Raw genomic sequence first — 24,628 nt, forward strand, 5'->3', positions numbered from 1 at the left:
GTTCGGCCTGCCCTGAGCCCCGGTTCGGCCTGCCCCGAGCCCCGGTTCGGCTCAGAGGCGGAGGACGCGGCCGGCGACCACCAGGTGCACCTCGTCGCAGACCTCGGCGACCCGCTGGTTGACGGTGCCGAGCAGGTCCCGGAAGAGGCGGCCGGAGCGGTGCTCGGGGACCACGCCGAGCCCGACCTCGTTGGTGACCAGCACCACCGGGCCGGTCGCGGTCGCCAGCGCGTCCACGACGCCCTCGACCTCGGCCAGCACGAGGCCCTCGACCTCCGCGGTCGGCGCCTCCCACAGCCCGGCGGCGTCGATCAGCCCGGTCAGCCAGGTACCGAGGCAGTCCACCAGCACCGCGCGTTCGCCGGCGTCGGCGATCGCGCCCGCGACGTCGAGCGTCTCCTCGGTCCGCCAGGACGCCGGCCGGCGCGCCCGGTGGGCGGCGACCCGCGCCGCCCAGTCCGGGTCGTCGAGCACGGGCCCGCAGGCGACGTACACGGCCCCGTCACCAGCCCCGTCACCGGCCCCGTCACCGGCCCGGCGCCCCGCCCCGGATCCGACCAGCAACCCCTCGGCGTGACGTGACTTCCCCGACCGGACGCCGCCCGTGACGAGGACGGCGAGGTTGCTCGCCATGGCGGCGACCCTATCCTTGGTCCTCGTGCTGATCCTGCTGCCGCCGAGCGAAGGCAAGACCGCTCCCGTTCGCGGGGCAGCCCTCGACCTGGACTCGCTCTCCCTCCCGCTGCTCACCGACACCCGCCAGCGGATGCTGGAGGCGCTGGTCGCGCTGTGCGGGAGCGACCCGAACCACGCCGCGAGCGTCCTCGGCCTCTCCCGCACCCAGTTCGACCTCGTCGCCCGCAACGCCGGGCTGATCGAGGCGCCGACCGCGCGCGCCGACCGGATCTACACCGGCGTGCTCTACGACGCCCTCGGCTTCGGCGAGCTCTCCACCGCGGCGAAGCGCCGCGCGACGGCGCGGGTCGCGGTCACCTCGAGCCTGTTCGGCCTGGTCCGCCCGGGCGACCGGATCCCGGCGTACCGCCTCTCCGGCGACGCGACCGTCCCCGGCGTCGGACAGGTCGCCGCCGCCTGGCGCGAGGCCCTGGGGCCGGCGATGGACGAGGCGCTCGGCCGCGGGCTGCTGGTGGACCTCCGGTCGACCATGTACGCCGGCTTCTGGCGCCCGCCCGCCGAGCTGGCGGACCGCGTGGCGACCGTGCGGGTGCTCCACGAGAAGAACGGCCGCCGGCAGGTGGTGAGCCACTTCAACAAGGCGACCAAGGGGCGCATCGTCCGGGCGCTGCTGGAGGACGGCGCGGACCCGCGCACCCCCGAGGACCTGGCCGGGGCGCTGGAGCGGCTCGGCTGGACCGTCGAGCCGGGGGCGCCGAGCCGCAAGGGCACCCAGCTCGACGTCGTCGTCGCCGACCTGTGAGCCGCCGCTCCGCCTGCCCGTGCGGCTCCGGCGAGCCGTGGGCCTCCTGCTGCGAGCCGCTGCTGCGCGGGGAGCGCGCCGCCGCCACGGCCGAGCAGCTGATGCGCTCGCGGTACGCCGCGTTCGTGGTCCACGACGCCGACCACCTGCTCGCCACCTGGCACCCGGCCACCCGGCCGGAGCGGATCGACTTCGACCCGCGGCTGCGCTGGACGGGGCTGCGGGTGCTGCGCACCGAGGCCGGGGGCGAGGACGACGCGAAGGGCGTCGTCGAGTTCGCCGCCGACCACGTGATCACCGAGCCGGGCGGCCACGGCGGCCCGGGCACCGCCGACCGGCCCGGCACCCTGCACGAGACCAGCCGGTTCTCCCGGCGGGAGGGGCGCTGGGTCTACGTCCGCGGCCGGCTGCACGACCCCGGCGCGTGAGCGCCCGCCGCCCCGGGGTGAAATGTCGATAGATCACCCCGCCCCGGGCGCGCCTCGCGATCCCGCGGGCGCCGGGGCGTAGGCTCGCCGCAGGCTGGGAGACCCCTCGAACAGCCCGCACCAGCACCGACCACCGACCACCACCGAGACCACGGCAGGCAGGAACACCGACGATGGCGCACCTCTCACTCGCTGGCGTCAGCGAGGACGGGCGCAAGCTTCTCCTGGTGAACGACGAGAACACCCTGTTCACCGTCGACATCACCCCTGCCCTCCGCGCCGCGATCGGCGGCAAGAACTCCCGCATCGGCCAGTTGGAGACGAAGATGAACAGCAGCCTGCGCCCCCGCGACATCCAGACCCGCATCCGTTGCGGCGAGTCCCCGGAGGCGGTGGCCGAGGCCGCCGGCACGACCGTCGAGGCGATCATGCCGTACGTCGCCCCGGTGGTCGCCGAGCGCGAGCACGTCGCCGAGCGGGCCCAGCGCTCGTCCCTGCGCCGCGGCGCGGGCGAGGGCGGTGCGTCGAGCTCCGGACGCGTGCTGGGCGAGACGGTGGCGGCCCACCTGCGCGGCCTCGAGGCCGACCCGTCGTCGGTCACCTGGGACGCCTACCGACGCGAGACCGGACGCTGGGTGCTGACCGCGACCTACGCGACCGCCAGCCGCAGCGGCACCGCGCGGTTCACCTTCGACCCGCCGGGCAACTACGCGCTGACCGACAACGACGACGCCCGCTGGCTGGTCGGCGACCTCGTCGGGTCCGCGCCCGCTCCGCGCGACGACCTGCTCCAGGCGCGCCAGCGTCGCATGGCCGCGATCTCCGACGAGCTGCCGCTCGGCGACGACGCGCTCGACCTGGCGACCTCCGAGCCGACCTCCGCCACCGCTCCGGGCGCGCCCGCGGAGCCGACCGAGCCCCGCCAGCCGGCCGCGCAGGCCCAGCCGGAGGTCGAGCCCGCTCCCCTCGAGCCCACCGCCGACGGCGAGCCGGACGTCCGCCCGCGCCGGACCCCGCCGAAGAAGCGCGGCCGCGCCTCGGTCCCCAGCTGGGACGAGATCATGTTCGGCGGCGGCGACCAGTAGGTCCCGCCAGGTCCCCGCGGCTGCCGGCTCCGGCCGGCGCTGTGGAGGAGCCGCACGGCCGGGCCCCCGGGTGCGGCACGCTGCGCGGGTGGCTGCACGCGCGGGGATCCAGGAGCCGGTGCCGCACGCCCTCGGCCGGGTGCTGCGGAGGGCCGTGCTCGAGCACGGCCGCGGCGAGGGTCGCCGGACCTACCCGCCCACGCTGAACGCCGGGTTCCCCGGCGGCGCCCGGCGGACCCTCGAGGTGCCCCCGAGCGCCGGGCTCGACCACTGCCTGCGGATCGAGGTGGTGCAGGCCATGGTCCGCGACCACCTGGCCGGCGGACGGGTCCCGCTGCTGTGGCTCACCCGGCCGCGGTTGCCGGACGACGCCGAGGGCGTCGACGACCAGGCCTGGGCCTCGGCGGTGCGCGCCGCGGGTGCCGAGCTCGGCGTGGACCTGGTCCTCGTGGTGGTCACCAAGCAGTCGTGGCGCGACCCGCGCACCGGCGTCGGGCGCGGCTGGCAGCGCCCGATCCGACGGGGGTGACCCCCGCCGGCCGACCCGTCACCAGGTGTGCACCGGCCGGTTGGAGTGCATCCCCTCGCGGTACTCCCCCAGCACGGTACGGAGCGCGCCGAGCCGCTGCTCGAGGCCGGCGCCGTCGGTGCCGACCTCCTTCATGCGCTGGCTGAACCACTCGGCGCCGTTGCGGCCGGTCAGGCAGCGCTGCTCGATGATCCCGAGGTAGCGGTCGATCTCGGCGCCGTCCACGCCCCACGACTCCAGGCCCTGCACGGCCAGCGGCAGCAGCCGGCGCAGCACCAGCTCGGCGACGGGGACCCCGCCGACACCGGGCCAGTAGAGGAGCGCGCCGATGCCGTCGCGGGAACCGGCGTGGAAGTTCTCCTCCGCGACCCCGAACGACATCTGCGACCACAGCGGCCGGTCGCTCTCGGCGAGGGCGCGGGTGAGCCCGAAGTAGAACGCCGCGTTCGCCACGGTGTCGACCACCGTCGGCCCGGCCGGCAGCACGCGGTTCTCCACGCGCAGGTGCGGCACGCCCCGGAAGATGTCGTAGACCGGCCGGTTCCACCGGTAGACCGTGCCGTTGTGGAGCCGCAGCTCCGAGAGGGTCGGCGTCCCGCCGGCCTCCAGCACGGTCAGCGGGTCCTCGTCGTCGGTGACCGGCAGCAACGCCGGGAAGTAGCGGACGTTCTCCTCGAAGAGGTCGAAGACCGAGGTCACCCACCGCTCGCCGAACCAGACCCGCGGGCGCACGCCCTGGGACTTGAGCTCCTCGCTGCGGGTGTCGGTCGCCTGCTCGAACAGCGGGATGCGGGTCTCGCTCCACAGCCGCCGGCCGAGCAGGTACGGCGAGTTCGCCCCCACCGCGACCTGCACCCCGGCGATCGCCTGGGACGCGTTCCAGTACGCCGCGAAGTGCTCCGGCGAGGTCTGCAGGTGCAGCTGCGTGCTGGTGCACGCGGCCTCGGGCATGATCGAGTCGGCGGTGGTCCGCAGCCGCTCGTCCCCGACGATGTCGATCAGGATGTCCTCGCCACGGGCCCGGAGGATCTGCTCGTCGAGCAGCTTGTAGCGGGGGTTGGCGCTGATCGTCTCCTCGGTGAGGTGGTCCGGGGTCAGGGTCGGCAGGATGCCGATCATCACCAGGTGCGCGTCGACGGAGGCCGACTGCACCTCGGCCTGGTTGAGGCTGCGCCGCAGCCCCTCCTCGTACCGCAGGAGGCCGCCGCCGCGGAGGAAGCCGGGCTCGACGTTCATCTCGATGTTGAACCGGCCCAGCTCGGTCTGGAAGTCCGGGTCCGCGATCGCCGCCAGCGCCTCGGCGTTGCGCAGCGCGGGATCCCCGGCCTCGTCGACCAGGTTCAGCTCGACCTCGAGACCGGTCTTGGGATCGTCGGTGTCGAAGACGGCCTCGTTCAGCATCCGCTCGAAGACGTCCAGGCACCGGTGCACCTTCTCCCGGTGCCGGGTGCGGTCGGCGCGGCTGAACTCCTGGGGGTCGACGTCCAGGCCCATGAAGGGAGACTAGCCCCGCTGCGCCTCGCTCAAACCACGATCACGCCCCGATCACGCCCCGAACGGCCCCCGACCGGCCCCGGTCACACCACGCTCCGCTCCCCGCGCCGCCCCGGCGGCACCGCCATCTCCAGCAGGGCGGCGAGCCGGGCCGCCCCGGCGTCGTCGGGCGCCACGCCACGCGCCCGGTCGACGGCGGCCCACGCCATCGCGCCGTCGCCGGCCCGCCAGGCGGCGAAGCCGAGCAGGGTCGCGACCGCCGGCACGTGGGACTCCGGCACCTGCGGCAGCACCCCGGCCCAGAGCCACCGCTCCTCGTCCGCGTCGCCGGACGCCTGGCCGAGGGCCACCTCCGCGGGCGCACTCGGCGGGGAGCCCAGTGCCGGCATCACCTCGGCGATCGTGGCCGCCGACGGCGCCCGACCGACCTGACGGCGGACCCAGGCGGCGACCTGTCCGGGTGCCGGCTCGGCACCCGGAGCACCCGCCCCGGCCAGCGCGGCCTCCACCGCCGCCACCGCTGTGGGGTCGGACCGCAGCGAGGCGACCATCTCCGCGCGCGTGCGGAACGGGAGCCGGCCCTCCACCATCGCCTGCACGACGAACGGGTGGCTGCTGACGTCGTACTCCACCGGCGCCTCGCCGTGCGCCGTCGCCTCCCCCTGCGCCCGGTCCAGGCGGCGGTAGCGGCGCGCGTCGGCCCAGAGCGCCTGCAGCACCGCGACGCCGCTGCGCCGGGCGCCGCGCCGCAGCGCGGCCCAGGTCGGCTCGGCGTCCGCCACGTCCTCGCTGTAGAAGAGGAAGACCACCCCGCGCACCCCGTGCCTCCGCGCCGGCTCGAGGAACAGCTCGGCGACCTCGGCCGCGTCCGCGCGCCGGCCCGGCAGGTCGAGCCGCGCGTGGAAGGGCCGACGCGCGCCGAAGGTCAGCATCACCACCGACTGCTCGGGCCAGAAGCCGAGCAGCACCGGGGCGAGGGCCAGCAGGTCCTCGGGCGAGCGCGCGGTCAACCGCAGCGGTGGGCGACCGCCCGTGGGCGGGACGCGCTCGGGCGGGTGCTCGGGGACTCCTGGTGTGATCGCCATGCCCCGACCCTGGCGGACGCGACCGGCAGGACCGCCCCACCCGCGACGGCCTGGGGACCGTTCGGGCGCCGCCACCGGGCTGTGGACGACCGGGTGGCTCGCGGTGGGAGTGGCGGGGACTACGGTGCACCCGTGCGTGCCCAGGCCTCGGTCCTCCACCTGGACCTCGACGCCTTCTTCGCCGCCGTCGAGCAGCGGGACAAGCCGTCGTTGCGCGGCAAGCCGGTCGTGGTCGGCGGCACCGGCGGCCGGGGCGTCGTCGCGACGGCCTCCTACGAGGCGCGCGCCTTCGGGGTGCGGTCGGCGATGTCGACGCGGGAGGCGCGGGCCCGGTGCCCGCACGCGGCGTACCTGACGGGTCGCTTCCACGCCTACCGGACGGCCAGCCGCGCCGTGATGGAGGTCCTGCGCTCCCACTCCCCGCTGGTCGAGCCCCTCTCCCTCGACGAGGCGTTCGTGGACCTGGCCCGGGCCGACCTGCCCGACCTGGAGCTCGCAACCGTCACCGCGTTCGCCGAGCGCCTGCGCGCCGAGGTGGCCGAGGTGACCGACGGGCTGACCGCGTCGGTCGGCCTCGGCAGCTCCAAGTTCATCGCGAAGGTGGCCAGCGACCTGGACAAGCCTGACGGCCTGGTCGTCGTCCCGCCCGGCACCGAGCTCGAGCTGCTGCGGCCGATGAAGGTGGGCGTCATCCCCGGCGTCGGCCCGGCGACCGCCGAGCGCCTGCGCCGCCTCGGCGTGCACACGGTCGCCGACCTGGAGCGGATGGGCGAGGACGAGCTGGTCCGCGAGCTCGGCAAGGCGCACGGCCACTCGCTGCACCGCCTCGCCCGGGCCGAGGACGACCGCCCGGTGGAGCCCGAGCGCGAGGCCAAGTCGGTCAGCGTCGAGGCGACCTACGAGCACGACCTGACCGACCGCCGCCAGCTCGAGGCGGTGCTGACCCGCCAGGCCGGGGAGGTCGCCCGGCGCCTCGCCGCCGGCGGCCAGTCGGGGCGCACCGTGACGATCAAGGTCCGGCTCTACGACTTCTCGACCTCCAGCCGCTCCACCACGCTGCCCTCCCCGACGGACAGCGCCACCACGATCGGCCGGCTGGCCCGCGCGCTGCTCGCCGACCTCGACACCTCCGGCGGCGTCCGGCTCCTCGGCGTCGGCGTCTCCGGGCTCGCGGACTGGGTGCAGGAGGACCTGTTCGGCGGCGAGGACGAGCAGGAGGAGGCCCCCGCGGACGCCGCCGAGGACGCCGCCACGGCTCCACCCGAGGCCGGGGCCCGCGCCCGCACGGACTGGCCGCCCGGCGCCGACGTCTCCCACGAGGAGCACGGCCGCGGCTGGGTCTGGGGGTCGGGGCGCGGCGTCGTCACCGTCCGTTTCGAGACCGCCGAGACCGGCCCCGGGCCCGTCCGCTCCTTCCGCGCCGACGATCCGGCGCTGAGCCGCTGGCGCCCGCCCGCCGAGGAGGATGGGGCGTCCGGCTAGCGTTCCCCACATGTCCCCCGCGCCGGAGCCCACGACCGCACCCGCCACCAGCACCGCCACCAGCACCGCCACCAGCACCGCCAGCACGCCCACCGCACCGCCGGTGGCGCCGGCCCGGCCGGTCACCGCCACCCACCACGGCCGCGAGCGCACCGACGCCTACGACTGGCTGCGCGCGAAGGACGACCCCGAGGTGCTGGGCTACCTGGAGGCCGAGAACGCCTGGACCGAGGCCCGCACCTCCCACCTGGCCGACCTGCGCGCCGCGGTCTTCGAGGAGATCAAGGCCCGGACGCTGGAGACCGACCTGTCGGTGCCGACGCGGGTGCGCGGCTACTGGTACTACAGCCGCTCCTTCGAGGGGAAGCAGTACGGCGCCAGCTGCCGCGTCGCGGTCACCGACCCGGCCGACTGGACCCCGCCGATGCCCGCGGACGCCCGCCCCGACGAGCCGGCGCTGCCGGGCGAGGAGGTGCTGCTCGACCTCAACGAGCTGGCCGAGGGCCACGACTTCTTCTCCCTGGGCGGCTCCGCGGTCAGCAGCGACGACCGCATCCTGGCCTACGCGACCGACGTCGTCGGCGACGAGCGCTACACCGTCCGGTTCCTCGACCTGGAGACCCGCGAGCACCTCGCCGACGAGCTGACCGACGTGCTCGGCGGCGTCACCTGGGGCACCGCCAGCAGCGGGCACACCGGGCACTGCTACTACACGACCGTCGACGAGACCTGGCGCCCCGACAAGGTCTGGCGGCACCGCCTCGGCACCCCGCAGAGCGAGGACGAGCTCGTCCTCCACGAGACCGACCCGCGGTTCAACGTCGGCGTCGGCCGCACCCGGAGCCGGCGCTACGTGGTGGCCGCCGCCGGCAGCCGCACCACCACCGAGTACCACCTGCTCGACGCCGCCGACCCCGCCGCCGTACCGGTGGTCTTCGCGGAGCGCAGCGAGGGCGTCGAGTACTCCCTGGACCACCTGGTGGTCGGCGGCCAGGACCGCTTCGTGGTGCTGCACAACGCCACCGGCCCGGAGTTCGAGCTCGGCTACGCCGCCGGGCCGGCGCCCGCGGACGGGTGGACCCCGCTGCTCCCCCACGACCTGGCGGTCCGGCTGGAGGACGTGGACGCGTTCGCCGGTCACCTGGTCGTCCAGCAGCGCAGCGAGGGCCGGACGCGGATCCGGGTGCTGACGCTCGGCGACGACCCCGACGCCCCCGTCACCGACGACCGCCTGCTCGAGGTCGGCGGCGACCTGGCCACCGTCGGCCTGGGCGGCAACCCCGCCTTCGACCAGCCCGTGGTCCGGGTCGGGATGACGAGCATGGCCCAGCCGTCCTCGGTCTACGACGTCGACCTGGTCACCTCCGAGGCGACCCTGCTCAAGCGCGCCCCCGTGCTCGGCGGCTTCGACAGCGACGACTACGAGGAGCACCGGCTCTGGGCGACCGCACCCGACGGCACCGAGGTGCCGATGTCACTGGTGGTGCGCAAGGGCGTCCGCACGTCCGGGCCGGTGCCGCTGGTGCTCTACGGCTACGGCGCCTACGAGGCGTCGATGGACCCCTACTTCTCGATCTCCCGGCTCTCGGTGCTCGACCGCGGCGCGGCCTTCGTGATCGCCCACGTGCGCGGCGGCGGCGAGATGGGCCGGCACTGGTACGACGACGGGAAGATGGAGCACAAGCAGCACACCTTCGACGACTTCATCGCCTGCGCCCGCCACCTGGTCGCGACCGGCTGGACCACGCCGGACCGGCTGGTCGCCCAGGGCGGCAGCGCCGGCGGCCTGCTGATGGGCGCGGTGGCCAACCAGGCCCCCGAGGCGTTCGGCGGCATCGTCGCCGAGGTGCCGTTCGTGGACGCGCTGACCTCGATGCTGGACTCCAGCCTGCCGCTGACCGTCGGCGAGTACGACGAGTGGGGCAACCCCGAGGGCGACGCGGCGGCGTACGACCGGATCGCCGGCTACGCGCCGTACGACAACGTCGCCGACCTGCCCTACCCGCCGATCCTGGCGATCACCTCCCTCAACGACACGCGGGTGCTGTACGTGGAGCCGGCCAAGTGGGTCGCCCGGATCCGGGCGACCGCCCCCGGCGCCGACGTGCTCCTGAAGACGGAGATGGCCGCCGGGCACGGCGGCGTCTCGGGCCGCTACCGCGCCTGGGAGGAGATCGCGTTCTCCCTGGCCTGGGTGCTGGACCGGATGGGGCTGGCCGACCGGTCGCCGATCGCGGCGCCCGCGGCGTCCCCACAGGCATGAGGCGAAGTTGAGAACTCCCTGAGAGTCCGCATTCGCGGCAACTTCCATGTTTGCCCGCTCGTCGGAACCGGTAAGAGCGCGGTGGGACATCCGGGAATCGGAGGTCCCACGACAGCGTTGGAACCAGTGCCGGGCACGATGGGCCCGGTCGGGCGAAGGAGGTTCGCGATGGCGACTGCAGCGAGCAGGACCGCGGGGCGGCGGGGCAACGTGCGGGAGATCGAGGGGCGCGACAGCGTCGGCCTCTACCTGGACGAGATCGCCCGGACGCCGCTCCTCGACGCCGCCCGCGAGGTCGAGCTGGCCAAGACCATCGAGGCCGGCCTCCTCGCCGAGCACCTCCTGGCCGAGGGCCGCTACGGCCGGCGGAAGGGTTCGCCGAAGGGCAGCCCGACCAAGGAGGAGCTGGAGTGGATGGCCGAGGAGGGCCAGAACGCGATCGACGAGTTCATCACCGCGAACCTCCGCCTGGTGGTCTCGATCGCGCGCAAGTACGGCCGCGCCCAGATGCCGATGCTCGACCTCATCCAGGAGGGCAACACCGGCCTGATCCGGGCGGTCGAGAAGTTCGACTACGCCAAGGGCTACAAGTTCTCCACCTACGCCACCTGGTGGGTGCGCCAGGCGATCACGCGCGGCATCGCCCAGCAGGCCCGCGTCGTCCGGCTCCCCGTGCACGTCGTCGAGGAGCTCAACCAGGTCAGCGGCGCCCGCCGCACCCTGGAGCGGCAGCTGGGCCGTGAGCCCGAGCCGGCCGAGATCGCGACCGAGCTCGGCATGGACGTCGACCGGGTCCTGGACCTGATGTCCTGGGGCCGCGACCACGTCAGCCTCGACACCCCGGTGGACGAGGACGGCGACACCTCGCTGGGCGACCTGATGGCGCAGGAGACCTCGCCGAGCCCCGACCTGACGGTGCTGGACACCGAGGCCCGGGACCGGCTCAACCTGCTGGTCGACCAGCTCGACCCGCGCGCCGCCGACATCATCCGAGCCCGCTACGGCCTGGTCGACGGCCGCCAGCACAAGCTCGCCGACATCGGCACCAAGCACGGCATCTCCGCCGAGCGGGTGCGACAGCTGGAGCGCGAGGCGCTCCAGAAGCTGCGCCGCCTGGGCGACCCCGACCTGGCCGCCTGACGACGCGCGAGCGCCGGGTCGGCCCCGTCCCCCGCCGGCCCGGCGCCTCGCACCTCCCGCAGCGCGAGTTGGGGGAAAACGACCTCCGAATTTCGACAAAACGACAGCCGCGCCCCGATGCACGTGGGGGCGCGGCTGTCGTTTTGTCGAAATTCGGAGGTCGTTTTCCCCCAACTCGCGCTATGCCGTGAGAGTCGCGTAGATCTCGGCGACCCGCGCCCGCAGGTCCTCCAGGCTGCCGGTGTTGTCGATGACGTGGGTCGCGATGGCCCGGCGCTGGTCGCGGGTGGCCTGGGCGGCGATCCGCCCCGAGGCGTCCTCGGCGGTCCAGCCGCGGTCGCGCAGCATCCGCTCCACCTGCACCTCCTGCGGTACGTCGACGACGACCACCGCGTCGAACTCCTGGTGCCGCCCGGACTCGGCGAGCAGCGGGATGTCGTGCACGACGACCGCACCCTCGGGCGCCTCGGCCTCCCGCGCGGCGTAGAGCTCGAAGACCAGCGGGTGCACGATCGCCTCGAGCCGGCGCCGCTGCTCGGCGTCGCCGAAGACGATCGACCCGACCTTGGCCCGGTCCAGTCCCCCGTCGGCGTCGAGCACCTCCGGGCCGAACGCCTCGACGACCGCGGCCAGCCCGGGGGTGCCGGGCTCGACCACCTCGCGGGCGAGCTGGTCGGCGTCGATCACGACGGCGCCCAGCTCCCGCAGGATCCCGGCCACGGTGCTCTTGCCCGACGCGACACCGCCGGTGAGTCCTACGCGCATGCCGGCAAGGCTAGCGTCGGGCCCGGGTGGGAGGATCCCGGCATGCCCGACGCCGCCCCCGTCCTCTCCCCCGGCGACCGCGTGGCACTGCTCGTCCCCGGCACGGAGACCTACCTGGACACGGTGCACCGCCTGCTCACCGCGGGCATCCTGCCGATCCCGCTGGACCCGCGGCTGACCGAGGGCGAGCGGGAGCGGATCCTGGCGGTGGTGCGCCCGCACCGGGTGGTCGCCGACGAGGCCGCGCTGGCCGACCTGCACGCCGACCTGGTCCGCACGCTGCCGGCGCCCGGCCTGCCGCTGGCCCGGCCGATGCACTGCACCAGCGGCACCACCGGCACCCCCAAGGGCGTCGACTCGGGCGTCCTCTCGCGGGCCGACGCGCGGGCGCTGGTCGACGAGGAGCGGGAGCTGTGGGGCTTCCGCGGCGACGACGTGCACCTGGTGCTCAGCCCGCTGTACCACTCCGCGCCGCTCCGCTTCGCCCTCGGCACCCGCCTGGCCGGCGGCCGCGTCGTGCTGCCGGGCCACTTCGACCCGGCGGCCGTCACGGCGGCGATCGAGCGGGAGCGGCCGACCACGATGTTCTGCGTCCCGGCGCACCTGCAGCGCCTCTTCGCGCACTGGGACGAGGTCGGCACGCCGGACCTCTCCTGCTTCCGGCTCGTCGCGCACGCCGGCGCGCCCTGCCCGACCGAGGTCAAGGAGCGGCTCATCGAGGCCTTCCCGCCGCACACGACCTGGGAGTTCTACGGCTCGACCGAGGGCCAGTTCACCGCCTGCCGCAGCGAGGAGTGGCAGGCGCACCCGGGCACCGTCGGCCGCGCCCGCCCGGGCCGCCGGCTGAGCGCCGACCCGGACGGCACCCTGTGGTGCGTGGTGCCGGAGTTCGCCCGGTTCTCCTACTTCGGCGACCCCGCCAAGACGGCGGCGGCCTGGCGGGAGACCCCGGACGGGCCCGCCTTCTCCGTCGGCGACCACGGACGGATCGACGCCGACGGCTACGTCTACCTGGACGGCCGCCGCGAGGACCTGATCATCACCGGCGGCGTGAACGTCTACCCGACCGAGGTCGAGCTGGTGCTCGGCGGCTGCCCCGGCGTCGTCGACGTCGCCGTGTACGCCGAGGACGACCCGGACTGGGGGCAGCGGGTCTGCGCGGCGGTCGTCGTCGGGGCCGGTCACGGTCCCGACGAGGCCGGGCTGGCGGCGTACGCGCGGGAGCACCTGGCCCCGCCGAAGCGGCCGAAGACCTGGCGCTTCCTCCCGGAGCTGCCGCGCACGCTGACCGGGAAGGTGCGCCGCACCGACCTCGCCCCCGACCCGACCGGCCAGCCGACCGCTCAGCAGGCGAACTGACGCCGGTACTCCAGCGGGCTGACCCCGCGGACCCGGCCGAAGTGGTGGCGCAGGGTGGCCGCGTTGGCGAAGCCGACCTCGCTGGCGATCCGCTCCACGGGGTGGGCGGTGCCCTCGAGCATCTCCTCCGCGGCGGCGACCCGCTGCCGGGTGACCCAGGTGTGCGGCGTGGTGCCGGTCTCCGCGCGGAACCGGCGGGCGAACGTGCGCGGCGACATGTGGGCGCGGCGCGCGAGCTCCTCGACGCTGTGGTCCTCGGCGAGGTTCTCCACCACCCAGGTGAGCAGCGGGCCGAGGGTGTCGGCGTCGCAGTCGGGCACCGCGCGGGCGATGAACTGGGCCTGCCCGCCGTCGCGATGGGGCGGTACGACGGCGCGGCGGGCGATGGTGCTGGCCACGGCCGCACCGTGCTCCTGGCGCCAGACGTGCAGGCAGGCGTCGAGGCCGGCGGCGGTGCCGGCGCTGGTGACCACCTGGCCGGAGTCGACGTAGAGCACCTCCGGCACCACCCGGGCCGTGGGGTGGTCGCGGCGGAGCTTGTCGGTGTACATCCAGTGCGTGGTGCACTCGCGGTCGTCGAGCAGCCCGGCGGCGCCGAGGATGAACGCGCCGGTGCACACGGAGAGGATCCGCGCGCCGCGCTCGTAGCCCTCCCGCACCGCGTCGATCACGGACTGCTCGGGGAGCCCGCCGTTGGGGATGGCCGGGACGGCGATCAGGTCGGCCTCCCGGGTGCGGCCGAGGTCGAAGCCCGCCTGCATGGTGAACCCCATCGTGGTCCGCATCGGCTCGCTCGTGGCGGCGCAGACGGCGAAGTCGATCGGCGGCACGCCGTCGGCGGTCCGGTCCACGCCGAACGCCTCGCAGAGCACGCCGAGCTCGAAGGGCGCGACGCCGTCGAAGGCGAGCACGGCGACGTTGGTCAGCACCCGACCATGGTGCGCCACACATGGCAGGAAATCAATGGAGACAGGCTTTTCTGCCACTGGTGGCGGATAGTCGATGGGCGAATGATTTCTGCCATGACCATCATCCTCACCGCCCTCGCCCTGTCCGCCACGTTCACCGCGCTCGCCGCGTGGACCCGCCACGACCGCTTCACCGCCCGCTGAACCCGCGTCACATGGATCTCGGTCGGGTCTCGGCTCCGAGAGCGACGAGAATCCATGTGACGCGGAACCGCCGGCCACTCAGGCGTCGAGCACCTCGGCGGCGCCGCGCTTGCCGGACTCGATCGCGCCGTCGATGAAGGCCCGCCAGCGGGTCGCGGTGTGCGAGCCGGTGAAGTGCACCCGGCCCTCGGGGCGGCCCAGCGCCGCCTCGTACTTGCCGAACTGGCCGGCACGGAAGGTCGCCCAGGTGCCGTAGGAGAACTCGTCGTGCACCCAGTCGTGGGCCGCGGCGTCGACCACCTCGGCCTCGGGGCAGTACTCCCGCACCGCGCGCTGGACGTCGGCCAGGTCGCTCGCGTCGACCCGGTCGTGCTCCGGTGCGAAGCAGACCAGCACGGTGCCCTGCTCCGACTCGTGCATCGCGCCGACGTAGTCGAACGAGGTGCCCCAGCCGTAGCCGCTGATGTCCTCGGGCACGTTCCTCGCCAGCGCCCACACCTTCTGGCCCTGGCCGGCGTGGTTCTCCTGCGAGGCGGCCAGCTTGTCGGCGGGCAGCGCCGGCTCCCAGGCGATGTCCTTGAGCACGCCGATCGGGACCGTCACCAGCACCCGGTCGGCGGTGACCTCGCCGCCGTCGTACGCGATCGCGACGCCGTCGGCGCCCTGGCGCACCGAGCGCACCGGCGAGGAGAGGCGCACCTCGCCGCGCACGTCGGCCAGCATCGCGTCGGCCAGCGACTTCGTGCCGTCGGTGAACGTGAAGCCGAGCACCGAGGCCTGGACCATCCCCCAGAGCGAGTTGTCCATCGAGGCGCACCACCGGATGATGTCCAGCGCCGACCCCGAGGACTCGTGGGCGTTGGCGCAGCCGCAGAACCAGGAGATCAGCAGCTCGCGGGCGTTGCCCTTCAGCCCGACGTTGTCGGCCCACTCCTCGATCGAGACGTCGAGGTCCTCCAGGCCCTGCTCCGAGAGCGGGCGGGTGTAGTCCAGGCGGTCCCCCGCGGCGAGCAGCTGGCGCACGGCGTGCTCCAGGTCGCCGTACTCGGCCGGCGTGCAGGGCAGCAGGCTGTCCAGCACCTTGCCGCCGGCCGACCAGGTCATCCGCTCGGGCAGCACCGAGTCCTGGATCGGTACGCCGTAGCGCTCGACCTCGCCCCAGACGTGGGTCTGCTGGGGCACGATCCAGGTGCCGCCCATCTCCAGGCCGACGCCGCCGAGCAGGTCGGTGCGGTACCAGGTGGAGCCGCCGATCCGGTCGCGGGCCTCGAGGACGAGGACGTCCTTGCCGGCCTCGCCGAGCTCGCGGGCGGCGGTCAGGCCGGAGAAGCCGGCGCCGATCACGACGACGTCGTGGTGGGTCTGGGATGCGTTCATGGGGATCTCCTCGGTGGGGACGAAGCGGGGGTCAGGCGTCGGCGAGCACGGCCGACGGGACGGACGGGGCGAGGCCGAGGTCGGGCATCGGCTGCGGCACCCGGGCGGTGAGCAGGAGGTAGCTGATCGCGGCGGCGCCGCCGGCCAGGATCGGGCTCAGGTCGATGCCGCCGGTGAGGTCGAGGATCGGTCCGTGGTACATCGTGGTGTCGACCGACAGCACGCCGATCGCGGTGCCGATCGCCCAGGCGACGGTCGCGCTGGCCGACCAGCCGGCGCGGTACCAGTAGAGGCCGCCCCGCGAGCGCCGGTTGTAGACCTGGAGCGCGTCGACGTCGTAGGTGCCGCGGCAGCGGGCGAACCCGATCACCGTGATCACCGCCCACGGCGTGCCGGCCGCGGTCATGATCAGCAGGAAGGCGGTCACCGCGTCGGCGGCGTCCCAGACGAAGTAGCCGGTGACCACCAGCGCCATCGACAGCACCGAGATCGCGATCGTCGCCTTCACCCGGCTCAGCGCGGGGACGATGGCGTCGAGGTCCAGGCCCATCGAGTAGAGCAGCACGCCGGCGTTGCCGACGGTGCCGAAGACGCCGTTGAGCAGCAGCAGCGGCAGGAACCACAGCGGCGTCGCGGCGACCAGGCCGGTCACGTAGTCGTCGCCGGCACGCGCCGCGAACGTCGTGAACATGCCGAACAGCTGCGGGATCAGCAGGCCGAGCGCCAGGCCGGCGGCCGTGGCGACCAGCACGCGGCGGTCGGAGTGGCGCCGCGGGGAGACGTAGCGGGTGTAGTCGCCGAGCAGCGTGATGAAGGCGACCGGGCCGGAGATGCCGGTCGCGACGAAGGCCAGGAACCAGGTGGTCCAGAAGTCGCCGAGCAGGTAGCCGCCGTCGACCACCGGCGCCGCGTCGAACGAGCCGGCCAGTGCCAGCATGCCGGCCGCCATCAGCACGGTCATGCCGACCGCGAGCACGCGGCCGAGCCGGGCGAGCAGGCGGTAGCCGAACACCGCCACCATCACCGCGGCGGCGGCCAGGCCGGCGTACACGATCACGTAGGAGACACTGCCGTTGGGCAGCCCGACCAGCTCGGAGAGCGGCTCGACGACGGCCGCGCCGCCGGTCCAGATGGTCAGCGAGGCGTAGCCCAGCGAGAGCAGCAGGCCGATCATCGAGCCGATCAGCCGGCCGCGGACCCCGAAGGAGGCGCCGCTGCTGGTCGAGAGGTTGGTGCCGGTGCGCGTCGAGATCAGCGCCATCGGCGCGACCAGCAGGATCGCCAGGCCGGTGCCGGCGACCTGGGCGGTCAGGCAGGCCCAGAAGCCGAGGCCGAAGGTGGCCGGGAGCCATCCGAAGATCACCAGGCCGAGGCAGAGGTTGGTGCCGACCAGGATCGACAGCACATCCCTCGGCCGCGCGGTGCGCTCGGCCTCGGGGATGGTGTCGACGCCGTGCACCTCGATGCCGTGTGCCTCGCTGCGCGCCGTCCGCGTCTCAGCCATGTCGCTCCTCAGTGTCGCCCGGTGCTCATCCGCCCGGTGCTCGTCTGCCCGTGTTCACACCAGGGTGAGCCAGGTCACTCGGCACCGGCAGCGGCGGATCCTCCAATCTCGACCAGGTGGGTTGGAGGATCCGACAAGGCCGCGGGTGACGGCCGTCCCACGATCAGGCCGGCGGGAGCGCCCGCAGCGCGAGGAAGAGGTCGACGCGGTCGGCCGTGGAGGCGAGGGAGCGCCCGGTCAGCTCCTCGACCCGCTTCATCCGGTGGCGCAGCGTGTTGATGTGGACGTGCAGCGTCTCGGCGCTCTCCTGCCACCGGCCGCCGCTGTCCAGGAAGACCCGCAGGCTGGCGACCAGCTCGGTGCCGCGGTCGCGGTCGCTGTCCAGGACGCCACCCAGCACGGTCCGCGCCAGCGCCTGCAGCACCGCGGGGTCCTGGGCCGCCAGCAGCAGCGCCGGGCTGGCCAGCTCCTCATGGGTGAGCCAGCCCTCGGCGCCGCGCGCCACGAGCACGTCGACCGCGTGCCGGGCCTGCAGCAGGCTGACCCGCAGGTCCGCCACGCCGCCAGGCTGCCCGACGCCGACGTAGCCGCCCGCCTCCGCCCGTCCGGCGTCCGCGCCCACGAGCAGCACGAGGTCGTCGGCCCGCTCCACGACCAGGTACGGCGCGAGCGCGTCGGCCAGGCGCGCGGCGTCGGCCCCCCGCGCGACCAGCGCCCGCAGCGGGCGGTCCACCGGCACCCCGAGCAGCTCCAGGCGCGCGGAGATCGGCTCGACCGCCGCACCCGCGGCGATCCAGTCCACGACCTCCCACGCGTAGCGCTGCTCGGTGCTGCGCAGCGCGTGCGCCCGCTCCAGCTCCAGCGCCAGGAAGGGCATGGCGCTGGCGACGGCGGCCTGGACGTCGACGTCGAGCTCGGCGAGCGGCTGCGGCAGCACCAGGGACGCCTCGGCGAGCCCCTCGCCGATCAGCGCCACGGGGAACCCGGGCACCGGCCGCGGCCCGTGCTCCGTCGTACCGGCGACGACGGCGACCTGCAGGCCGAGGCGCCGGCGCAGCACCCGCAGCACCGAGTCCACGCCGCGCTCGGCGCGGAGCGCGGTCACGATCGCGCCGTGGTGCTCGAGCTGGCGGCGCAGCGGCGCCTCCCACTCGGCCCGCTTGGCAGCCACGAACGCCTCGACGAGCTGCACGAAGGGCACGTCGACGGGCACCACGAAGAAGGTCAGCCCGCGGCCTGCGGCGGCCGCGACCAGGTCCTCGGGCGGCTCGTCCTCGGCGAGCAGCCTGCCGAAGCCGATCGCCACCGCGCCCGCCCGCGCGACCGACGCGACCCAGTCGGCCGGCGCGACCCCGAGCCGGCTCCAGGCCCCGGTCGTGAGCACCACCTCGCCGCCGCGGAGGAACTCGTCGGCCTGCGCCACCTCCATGGTGTGCACCCAGCGCACCGGGCGCTCCAGGTCGCCCCGGACGCGCACCTCCAGCCCGAGGGCGGAGTCCCCGACCAGCTCCGACAGCAGCATCCGCGTCCTCCCCGCGTCCGAGGCGCCGATTCTCCCACCCGGGCCGCGCCCGGCGCGGATCAGCGCAGGACGCGGATGCGCAGGCGCCCGACGCGGTCCTCGCCGACCGCCCAGGACCGCACCACGCCGCGGCTCTCGGCCGGTGCGTCCGCGGCGGTGCGGCGCACCACGACCTTCATCGTCACCGAGTCGCCCGGAGCCAGCTTCGGCGAGCGCCACGTGCCGCCGCGGACGGCGGCCGAGACGTTCCGGCCGGCCACCCGGTAGGACCACTCGTGGGCCGCCGTCCGCGCCGGGCCGGCGAGCACCAGCCGGCGCGCGCGCGAGCTGACGTTCGTGGCCCGGACCGTCACCTTGGCGGTGGAACCGCGGCGCGGCGTACGGATCTCGGCGCGACGCAGCCACTCACCGTCGGCGCGGGCGCGCAGCGTCGGGCGGGTCTCGGCGACGGTGTAGTCGCGCTTCGCCACGGTCCGGTTGCCGGCACCGTCGACGGCGATCACCCGCATCGTGCGGGAGCCCGGCTTCCCGGTGCGGAGGCCCTTGGCCCGGCAGGACTGCAGGGTGGAGCCGCCCCGGTCGGTGCACGTGACCCGCGGCGAGACCTTGTCGCCGACGTCGTAGCGCCCGCCTCGCGGGAGGCGGACCTCCACCACCGGCGCGATCGCGTCGGGGACGTCGCCCCAGTCGGCGCGGTAGCTGAGGGTGGAGAAGTCCTCCGGGTCGCGGTCCAGGTCGACGAGGTCCCAGACCACCGTGCCGGCCGCGTCCACCTGCGTCGCCACGCCACCGGGGCTGGAGGCCCAGCCGATGAGGGTGTCCCCGTCGCCCAGGCGCTGCGCCGACCCGGCGAAGTAGGAGAACCGGCTGGGGTCCGAGTAGCTCCAGACCAGCCGCGCCTGTCCGGGCGTGCCCCCGTCCGGCTGGCTCTCCAGCGCGTACTCCGTGACCCGGGTGATGGCGCGGTTGATCGTCGGGCCCTCCCGGTCGGACGGATCCACGCAGTACGACGGGTTCTCGCCGAGCGCGGCGGACCCGTTGTCGAAGACGAGGATGTGCCCGTCGGCCAGGGGCCGGACGGTGTGCTGGGCGCAGGGACCGCCGTGCGGGTCGTCGAGGAACTCGAAGTCGGACCGGCGTCCGCCGAACCGCCACACGATGTCGCCGGGCTCGTGGTCGTCCTCGGCGGTCCGGCCCGGCCACGCGATCTTGAGCGCCGCACTCAGGTGCCGGAACGAGGCGAGGATGTCGCCGTCGTCCATGAACTCGATCGAGTTGATGTGCACGTAGTCCGGGCTCGAGCCGGCGGTGGTCTCCGCGGCGAGCTCCGGGTGGTCCGCGCTGTCCCAGGTGAAGACAACGTCGCCGTCCGCGTCGACCTCCTGGATCACGGCCTCGGTCAGCCCGGTGTCGTCGTCGGGCTCGTAGCCGATCAGCACCCCACTGCCGTCGGGGCGCAGGATCGCGTCGTGGCTGTCGGTGTTGGGCATGGTCCCGTCGTCGTCGATGCGCAGGCGATCGACCTCGCTGAACGTCTCGTCCAGCCTCACGATGTCCCAGTCGCCCTCGGCCCCCACCGTCCCGCTGTTGAACGCGGCGAACGAGTACTGGCCGTCGCGCGCCTTGAAGTCGGCGACCGGGCGGCCCACGTCCTCGGCGACGAGCGGCGCGCCGTGCCGGTCGACGGCCGTGATCAGGTTGCCGGTCGTCAGCAGCGTCGGACCCACCTCGGCGGACGACGTGTCGACCGCGGCGGAGAACCGCGGGTACGTCGGCGGCACCACGACCAGCGCGTACGCCGACGGGGTGCGGCCGTCGTCGAAGATCACCGAGATCTCGTCCCCGGTCGTCAGGCCGGTCAGGCGCGTCGTACCCGTGCTCGGGGAGCCGTTGACCAGCACCGTGCCGCCGGCGGCCCGCGTGGTCGCGGCGACCTTCACGGCCCCCTTGCTGCGGACCGCGTACCGCGTGATCGCCGGGTCGAAGGCCGGGCTCAGGCTCACGCCCTTCCCGCTGACCTCGATGGTCCGCGCCGGAGCGACAGCCCGCGCGGTCTCACCGTGCGCCACCGCGGGCAGCACCACCGGCCCGGCTCCGAGGCCCAGCACCAGCGCCAGGCCCACCTTCACAGTCGCGCGCTTCAACGACAACGCTTCCGTCCCCTCGATCGGTCCGGCGCCGCCGGCGTTGGGGCGCCCAGTGTCCGTTCGGCCGACGGATCACCCATGTGACCGAAATAACGAACGGCCCCGACGATAGACGTCGGGGCCGTTCGCGGTGCTACCGGGGTCAGTTACCGCCGGTCAGCTTCTCGCGCAGGGCCTGCAGGGCCTCGTCGGAGGCCAGCGAGCCGCCGGTCTCCTCGGCGCCGCGGTCGTTGCCACCGGACGAGTACGACGACGCGTCGCCGGCCTCGATCTCGGCCTGCTTCGCCTCGGCCTGCTGCTTGACGTGGGCCTCCCAGCGGGCGTGGGCCTTGGCGTACTGCTCCTCCCACGTGGCGCGCTGCTCGTCGTAGCCCTCGAGCCACTCGCCCGACTCCGGGTCGAAGCCCTCGGGGTAGATGTAGTTGCCCTGCTCGTCGTAGGTCGCGGCCATGCCGTACAGCGTCGGGTCGAACTCCTCGACGTCCGCGGCGGCGGTGGTCTCGTTCGCCTGCTTCAGCGAGAGCGAGATCCGGCGACGCTCGAGGTCGATGTCGATGATCTTGACCATGACGTCGTCGTTGACCTGGACGACCTGCTCCGGGATCTCCACGTGGCGCTCGGCCAGCTCGGAGATGTGGACCAGGCCCTCGATGCCCTCCTCGACCCGCACGAACGAGCCGAAGGGAACGAGCTTGGTGACCTTGCCGGGCACGATCTGACCGATCTGGTGCGTCCGGGCGAAGTGCTGCCACGGGTCCTCCTGGGTCGCCTTCAGCGACAGGGAGACGCGCTCGCGGTCCATGTCCACGTCGAGGACCTCGACGGTGACCTCGTCGCCGACGGTGACGACCTCGGACGGGTGGTCGATGTGCTTCCAGGACAGCTCGGAGACGTGGACGAGGCCGTCGACGCCGCCGAGGTCCACGAACGCACCGAAGTTGACGATCGAGGAGACGACGCCCTTGCGGATCTGACCCTTCTGGAGCTGGGTCAGGAAGCCGTGGCGGACCTCGGACTGGGTCTGCTCGAGCCAGGCACGGCGCGACAGGACCACGTTGTTGCGGTTCTTGTCGAGCTCGATGATCTTGGCCTCGAGGGTCTGACCCACGTAGGGCTGCAGGTCGCGGACGCGACGCATCTCCACCAGCGAGGCGGGCAGGAAGCCGCGCAGGCCGATGTCGATGATGAGGCCGCCCTTGACGACCTCGATGACGGTGCCCTCGACGACGCCGTCGGCCTCCTTGACCTCCTCGATCGTGCCCCAGGCGCGCTCGTACTGGGCGCGCTTCTTGGACAGGATCAGGCGACCCTCCTTGTCCTCCTTCTGGAGGACCAGGGCCTCGACCTTGTCACCCACCTCGACGACCTCGGACGGGTCCACGTCGTGCTTGATGGAGAGCTCACGCGAGGGGATGACACCCTCGGTCTTGTACCCGATGTCGAGCAGGACCTCGTCCCGGTCGACCTTGACGATGGTGCCATCCACGATGTCACCGTCGTTGAAGTACTTGATGGTCTGGTCGATAGCGGCCAGGAAGTCGGCCTCGGAACCGATGTCGTTGACGGCCACCTGGGGCGCGTCGTCGTTGTAGCCGAGGGGGGTCGAGAGAGTGCTCGTCATGAGGAGGGATAGATCCTTGGGTGGGCAGAGGTAGTAGGTCGTGCGTGTCCAGGGGTCCGGACACAACTACCAAGCGTACGCGCGTGGGACACCGCAGGTCCAACCGGCGACGCCCCCGCCGATCCGCCCCCGCCGATCCGCTCGCGCCGGACGCCGACGCGCGCCCACGCGCGGGCGGCCGGTATCGTCGGTGGACGTGGTGCCAGACGTGCAGCCGTGGTCGCATCCCCCGGTGACCGCCCACCGTCGCCCGACCGACGAGGCCGAGTCCCGGCGCGCGAACGGCGCCGACTGGGACAGGTACGCCGACGAGTACCAGGCCAAGCACGGCCCGTTCCTCGGCGACGTCGGCTTCGTGTGGGGTCCGGAGGGGCTGACCGAGGCCGCCGCCGGCGTGCTCGGCGAGGTCAAGGACAAGGACGTGCTCGAGGTCGGCTCGGGCGCGGGCCAGTGCTCGCGCTGGGTCTCCTCGCAGGGCGGCCGGGCCTACGGGCTCGACCTCTCCTACCGCCAGCTCCAGCACTCCCGGCGCATCGACGAGGCGACCGCCATCCCCGTGCCGGCCGTGCTCGGCACGGCCACGCACCTGCCGTTCGCGGACGCGAGCTTCGACGTCGTCTTCTCCTCCTTCGGGGCGCTCCAGTTCGTCGCCGACATCGACGCCGCCGTCGCCGAGACCGTGCGGGTGCTGCGCCCCGGCGGGCGGTTCGCGTTCTCGATCACCCACCCGACGCGCTGGATGTTCCCCGACGACCCCACCGCCGACGGGCTGGTCGCCTCCCAGTCCTACTGGGACCGCACCCCGTACGTGGAGGTCGACGACGAGACCGGCGCGACGGCGTACGTCGAGCACCACCGCACCCTCGGGGACTGGGTGCAGCTGCTGGCCGCCCACGGCTTCCGGATCACCACGCTGCTCGAGCCCGAGTGGCCCGTCGACAACGACCGCCTGTGGGGCGGCTGGTCCCGCACCCGGGGGCTGCTGACACCGGGCACGGCGATCGTCGGGGCCGACCTCGACCCACGCGGCTGACGCCCCGCCCGGCCGGGTGCGACGTACGCCACACCTTGGCACTATGCTCCGCGCGTGCAGGAGGAGGAGATCGCCCGCTCGGCCGCGCTCGAGCAGCGTCACTGGTGGTATGCCGAACGGCGTGAGCTGGTCCGCCGTACCGTCGCCGGGTGGCCCGTCGGGCGGGCGCTGGACATCGGCTGCGGCAGCGGCGGTAACGCGCGCGTGCTGGCCGGCCTCGGCTGGCGGGTGACGGGGGTCGAGCACTCCCCCGAGGCGTGCCGGATCGCGGCGTCCCGCGGCCTCGCGGTGGTCCGTGGCGACGGCACGCGCCTGCCGCTGCGCGACGCCTCGATGGACCTCGTGCTGTCCACCGACGTGTGGGAGCACATCGACGACGACGCCGCCGTGGCGGCCGAGACGGCCCGGGTGCTGCGCCCGGGCGGCCGGGCGCTGATCGCGGTGCCGGCGGGCACCGCGCTGTGGGGCGGTCACGACGTCGCCCTGGGCCACTTCCGACGGTACGAGCGCGAGGGCCTCGCCGCGCTCGTCCGGGGCGCCGGCCTCGAGATCGACGACCTCTGGTCCTGGAACGTGCTGCTGCGCCCGGTCGTCCGGGCGCGGCGGCGCCGACGCACCGCCCCGGAGAGCGAGATGGAGAAGGTGTCGCCTGCCCTCAACGCGGGGCTGCGCGCCGCCGTCATGGCCGAACGGGTCCTCCCGCTGCGCCGCCTGCCCGGCGTGAGCCTGGTGGTCACCGCGCACAAGCCGCGCGGGGCCCGCCGATGAGCGACGGCACCGCCGCGCCGGCCTGGGTCGCGGACTCCTCGATCGGCTGGCGGATCCTGCTGTCGGGCGACCTCCCGGCGGGCGCGTCCGGGCTCGACGTGGCGGAGGTCCGGCGACGTCTCGGGGCGCTGGCCGCCCGCGAGGGGTGGGGCACGCCACCCGCGCCGCTGGTCGCCGCCGACCCCGCCGCCGTGCGCGCGTCCCTGGCGCTCCCGCTGGCCGAGCCGGTGGCGGTCGGCATCGCCGGCTCGACGCTGACGGTCTCGGCCCACCACTCGCGCGTCGACGGCCTCGGCCTGCTGGAGACGATGGGCGAGCTGCTCGCCCGGCCGCTGGTCAGCGCGGCCCGCGGGGTCGGCGACCGGCCTCGAGGTGGTGCGCGACCTCGGTCGAGTCGTGGTCGGGCAGGTCCATCAGCACGACGCCCTCGAACTCGCGCGCGTCGCGGCGGGAGTCGAGCAGCGAGTCACGCATCG

The 24,628-nt window shown here is 74.2% G+C and carries 21 protein-coding genes; 11 read left to right on the forward strand and 10 right to left on the reverse strand.

Features of this window, described 5'->3' with window-relative positions:
* Window positions 1-51 precede the first annotated feature (51 nt).
* Complete coding sequence (locus ABLM29_RS09950) at window positions 52-633, reverse strand: bifunctional adenosylcobinamide kinase/adenosylcobinamide-phosphate guanylyltransferase (RefSeq protein ID WP_349713943.1); 582 nt, start codon at window positions 631-633, stop codon at window positions 52-54.
* On the opposite strand from ABLM29_RS09950, the gene yaaA reads away from it, so the two are divergent.
* From yaaA to ABLM29_RS09970, 4 genes are all read left to right on the forward strand, one after another.
* Window positions 632-1,438: a peroxide stress protein YaaA gene (gene yaaA, locus ABLM29_RS09955; RefSeq protein WP_349713944.1), complete on the forward strand. Its 807-nt coding sequence runs from the start codon at window positions 632-634 to the stop codon at window positions 1,436-1,438. The two genes, ABLM29_RS09950 and yaaA, sit on opposite strands and share 2 nt — an antisense overlap.
* Window positions 1,435-1,866 carry a YchJ family protein gene (locus ABLM29_RS09960; protein WP_349713945.1) on the forward strand — a complete coding sequence of 144 codons (432 nt, stop codon included), beginning with the start codon at window positions 1,435-1,437 and terminating at the stop codon, window positions 1,864-1,866. Before yaaA ends, ABLM29_RS09960 begins: the two co-directional genes overlap by 4 nt.
* Window positions 1,867-2,039: 173 nt before the next feature.
* Window positions 2,040-2,951: a septation protein SepH gene (gene sepH, locus ABLM29_RS09965; RefSeq protein WP_349713946.1), complete on the forward strand. Its 912-nt coding sequence runs from the start codon at window positions 2,040-2,042 to the stop codon at window positions 2,949-2,951.
* A gap of 88 nt (window positions 2,952-3,039) precedes the next feature.
* On the forward strand, window positions 3,040-3,480 hold the full coding sequence (locus tag ABLM29_RS09970) for a hypothetical protein (RefSeq protein WP_349713947.1): 441 nt from the start codon (window positions 3,040-3,042) through the stop codon (window positions 3,478-3,480).
* An 18-nt stretch (window positions 3,481-3,498) separates the two neighbouring features.
* On the opposite strand, the gene ABLM29_RS09975 is transcribed toward ABLM29_RS09970, so the two are convergent.
* Complete coding sequence (locus ABLM29_RS09975) at window positions 3,499-4,974, reverse strand: glutamate-cysteine ligase family protein (protein ID WP_349713948.1); 1,476 nt, start codon at window positions 4,972-4,974, stop codon at window positions 3,499-3,501.
* 83 nt (window positions 4,975-5,057) lie between these two features.
* Entirely contained in the window at window positions 5,058-6,059 is a 1,002-nt protein-coding gene (locus ABLM29_RS09980) for a DUF4192 domain-containing protein (protein WP_349713949.1), read from the reverse strand.
* A gap of 132 nt (window positions 6,060-6,191) precedes the next feature.
* Here ABLM29_RS09980 and ABLM29_RS09985 point away from each other — a divergent pair, with 132 nt between their 5' ends.
* From ABLM29_RS09985 to ABLM29_RS09995, 3 genes are all read left to right on the forward strand, one after another.
* The gene (locus ABLM29_RS09985; protein WP_349713950.1) at window positions 6,192-7,541 is read left to right on the forward strand and encodes a DNA polymerase IV; all 1,350 of its coding nucleotides are present in this window, start codon (window positions 6,192-6,194) and stop codon (window positions 7,539-7,541) included.
* A 10-nt stretch (window positions 7,542-7,551) separates the two neighbouring features.
* A complete protein-coding gene (locus tag ABLM29_RS09990; protein WP_349713951.1) occupies window positions 7,552-9,804 on the forward strand; it encodes a S9 family peptidase in 2,253 nt (750 codons plus the stop codon).
* A gap of 168 nt (window positions 9,805-9,972) precedes the next feature.
* Window positions 9,973-10,944 carry a sigma-70 family RNA polymerase sigma factor gene (locus tag ABLM29_RS09995; RefSeq protein ID WP_349713952.1) on the forward strand — a complete coding sequence of 324 codons (972 nt, stop codon included), beginning with the start codon at window positions 9,973-9,975 and terminating at the stop codon, window positions 10,942-10,944.
* 180 nt (window positions 10,945-11,124) lie between these two features.
* On the opposite strand, the gene coaE is transcribed toward ABLM29_RS09995, so the two are convergent.
* A complete protein-coding gene (coaE, locus tag ABLM29_RS10000) occupies window positions 11,125-11,709 on the reverse strand; it encodes a dephospho-CoA kinase (RefSeq protein WP_349713953.1) in 585 nt (194 codons plus the stop codon).
* A 42-nt stretch (window positions 11,710-11,751) separates the two neighbouring features.
* Here coaE and ABLM29_RS10005 point away from each other — a divergent pair, with 42 nt between their 5' ends.
* The gene (locus tag ABLM29_RS10005) at window positions 11,752-13,068 is read left to right on the forward strand and encodes a class I adenylate-forming enzyme family protein (protein WP_349713954.1); all 1,317 of its coding nucleotides are present in this window, start codon (window positions 11,752-11,754) and stop codon (window positions 13,066-13,068) included.
* On the opposite strand, the gene ABLM29_RS10010 is transcribed toward ABLM29_RS10005, so the two are convergent.
* The 6 genes from ABLM29_RS10010 to rpsA form a co-directional block, all read right to left on the reverse strand.
* On the reverse strand, window positions 13,053-13,997 hold the full coding sequence (locus ABLM29_RS10010; RefSeq protein ID WP_349713955.1) for a GlxA family transcriptional regulator: 945 nt from the start codon (window positions 13,995-13,997) through the stop codon (window positions 13,053-13,055). The two genes, ABLM29_RS10005 and ABLM29_RS10010, sit on opposite strands and share 16 nt — an antisense overlap.
* A gap of 261 nt (window positions 13,998-14,258) precedes the next feature.
* Complete coding sequence (locus ABLM29_RS10015; RefSeq protein ID WP_349713956.1) at window positions 14,259-15,557, reverse strand: flavin monoamine oxidase family protein; 1,299 nt, start codon at window positions 15,555-15,557, stop codon at window positions 14,259-14,261.
* 31 nt (window positions 15,558-15,588) lie between these two features.
* The gene (locus tag ABLM29_RS10020) at window positions 15,589-17,061 is read right to left on the reverse strand and encodes a purine-cytosine permease family protein (protein WP_349713957.1); all 1,473 of its coding nucleotides are present in this window, start codon (window positions 17,059-17,061) and stop codon (window positions 15,589-15,591) included.
* A 163-nt stretch (window positions 17,062-17,224) separates the two neighbouring features.
* On the reverse strand, window positions 17,225-18,583 hold the full coding sequence (locus ABLM29_RS10025) for a helix-turn-helix domain-containing protein (protein WP_349713958.1): 1,359 nt from the start codon (window positions 18,581-18,583) through the stop codon (window positions 17,225-17,227).
* Window positions 18,584-18,642: 59 nt separating this feature from the next.
* Window positions 18,643-20,727: an aryl-sulfate sulfotransferase gene (locus tag ABLM29_RS10030; protein WP_349713959.1), complete on the reverse strand. Its 2,085-nt coding sequence runs from the start codon at window positions 20,725-20,727 to the stop codon at window positions 18,643-18,645.
* Between the two features lie 145 nt (window positions 20,728-20,872).
* Window positions 20,873-22,351 (reverse strand): 30S ribosomal protein S1, encoded by a 1,479-nt coding sequence (rpsA, locus tag ABLM29_RS10035; protein WP_349713960.1) that lies wholly within the window; start codon window positions 22,349-22,351, stop codon window positions 20,873-20,875.
* Between the two features lie 232 nt (window positions 22,352-22,583).
* Here rpsA and ABLM29_RS10040 point away from each other — a divergent pair, with 232 nt between their 5' ends.
* The 3 genes from ABLM29_RS10040 to ABLM29_RS10050 all read left to right on the forward strand — a co-directional run.
* The gene (locus ABLM29_RS10040; protein ID WP_349713961.1) at window positions 22,584-23,384 is read left to right on the forward strand and encodes a class I SAM-dependent methyltransferase; all 801 of its coding nucleotides are present in this window, start codon (window positions 22,584-22,586) and stop codon (window positions 23,382-23,384) included.
* Between the two features lie 54 nt (window positions 23,385-23,438).
* The gene (locus ABLM29_RS10045; RefSeq protein ID WP_349713962.1) at window positions 23,439-24,152 is read left to right on the forward strand and encodes a class I SAM-dependent methyltransferase; all 714 of its coding nucleotides are present in this window, start codon (window positions 23,439-23,441) and stop codon (window positions 24,150-24,152) included.
* On the forward strand, window positions 24,149-24,628 hold a 480-nt coding region (locus ABLM29_RS10050; RefSeq protein ID WP_349713963.1), incomplete at its 3' end, for a hypothetical protein. The genes ABLM29_RS10045 and ABLM29_RS10050, both read left to right, overlap by 4 nt.

This window comes from Nocardioides sp. YIM 152588 (assembly GCF_040191335.1).
Taxonomy (GTDB): Bacteria; Actinomycetota; Actinomycetes; order Propionibacteriales; family Nocardioidaceae; genus Nocardioides.

What these genes read in the sequence shown, in the direction of transcription:
- sepH (WP_349713946.1), top strand. Translation starts at nt 2,040, where the DNA reads ATGGCGCACCTCTCACTCGCTGGCGTCAGCGAGGACGGGCGCAAGCTT.
- ABLM29_RS09950 (WP_349713943.1), bottom strand. Translation starts at nt 633, where the DNA reads ATGGCGAGCAACCTCGCCGTCCTCGTCACGGGCGGCGTCCGGTCGGGG.
- ABLM29_RS09995 (WP_349713952.1), top strand. Translation starts at nt 9,973, where the DNA reads ATGGCGACTGCAGCGAGCAGGACCGCGGGGCGGCGGGGCAACGTGCGG.
- ABLM29_RS10020 (WP_349713957.1), bottom strand. Translation starts at nt 17,061, where the DNA reads ATGGCTGAGACGCGGACGGCGCGCAGCGAGGCACACGGCATCGAGGTG.
- ABLM29_RS10005 (WP_349713954.1), top strand. Translation starts at nt 11,752, where the DNA reads ATGCCCGACGCCGCCCCCGTCCTCTCCCCCGGCGACCGCGTGGCACTG.
- coaE (WP_349713953.1), bottom strand. Translation starts at nt 11,709, where the DNA reads ATGCGCGTAGGACTCACCGGCGGTGTCGCGTCGGGCAAGAGCACCGTG.
- ABLM29_RS09975 (WP_349713948.1), bottom strand. Translation starts at nt 4,974, where the DNA reads ATGGGCCTGGACGTCGACCCCCAGGAGTTCAGCCGCGCCGACCGCACC.
- ABLM29_RS10025 (WP_349713958.1), bottom strand. Translation starts at nt 18,583, where the DNA reads ATGCTGCTGTCGGAGCTGGTCGGGGACTCCGCCCTCGGGCTGGAGGTG.
- ABLM29_RS09980 (WP_349713949.1), bottom strand. Translation starts at nt 6,059, where the DNA reads ATGGCGATCACACCAGGAGTCCCCGAGCACCCGCCCGAGCGCGTCCCG.
- ABLM29_RS09990 (WP_349713951.1), top strand. Translation starts at nt 7,552, where the DNA reads ATGTCCCCCGCGCCGGAGCCCACGACCGCACCCGCCACCAGCACCGCC.
- ABLM29_RS10015 (WP_349713956.1), bottom strand. Translation starts at nt 15,557, where the DNA reads ATGAACGCATCCCAGACCCACCACGACGTCGTCGTGATCGGCGCCGGC.
- rpsA (WP_349713960.1), bottom strand. Translation starts at nt 22,351, where the DNA reads ATGACGAGCACTCTCTCGACCCCCCTCGGCTACAACGACGACGCGCCC.
- yaaA (WP_349713944.1), top strand. Translation starts at nt 632, where the DNA reads ATGGCGGCGACCCTATCCTTGGTCCTCGTGCTGATCCTGCTGCCGCCG.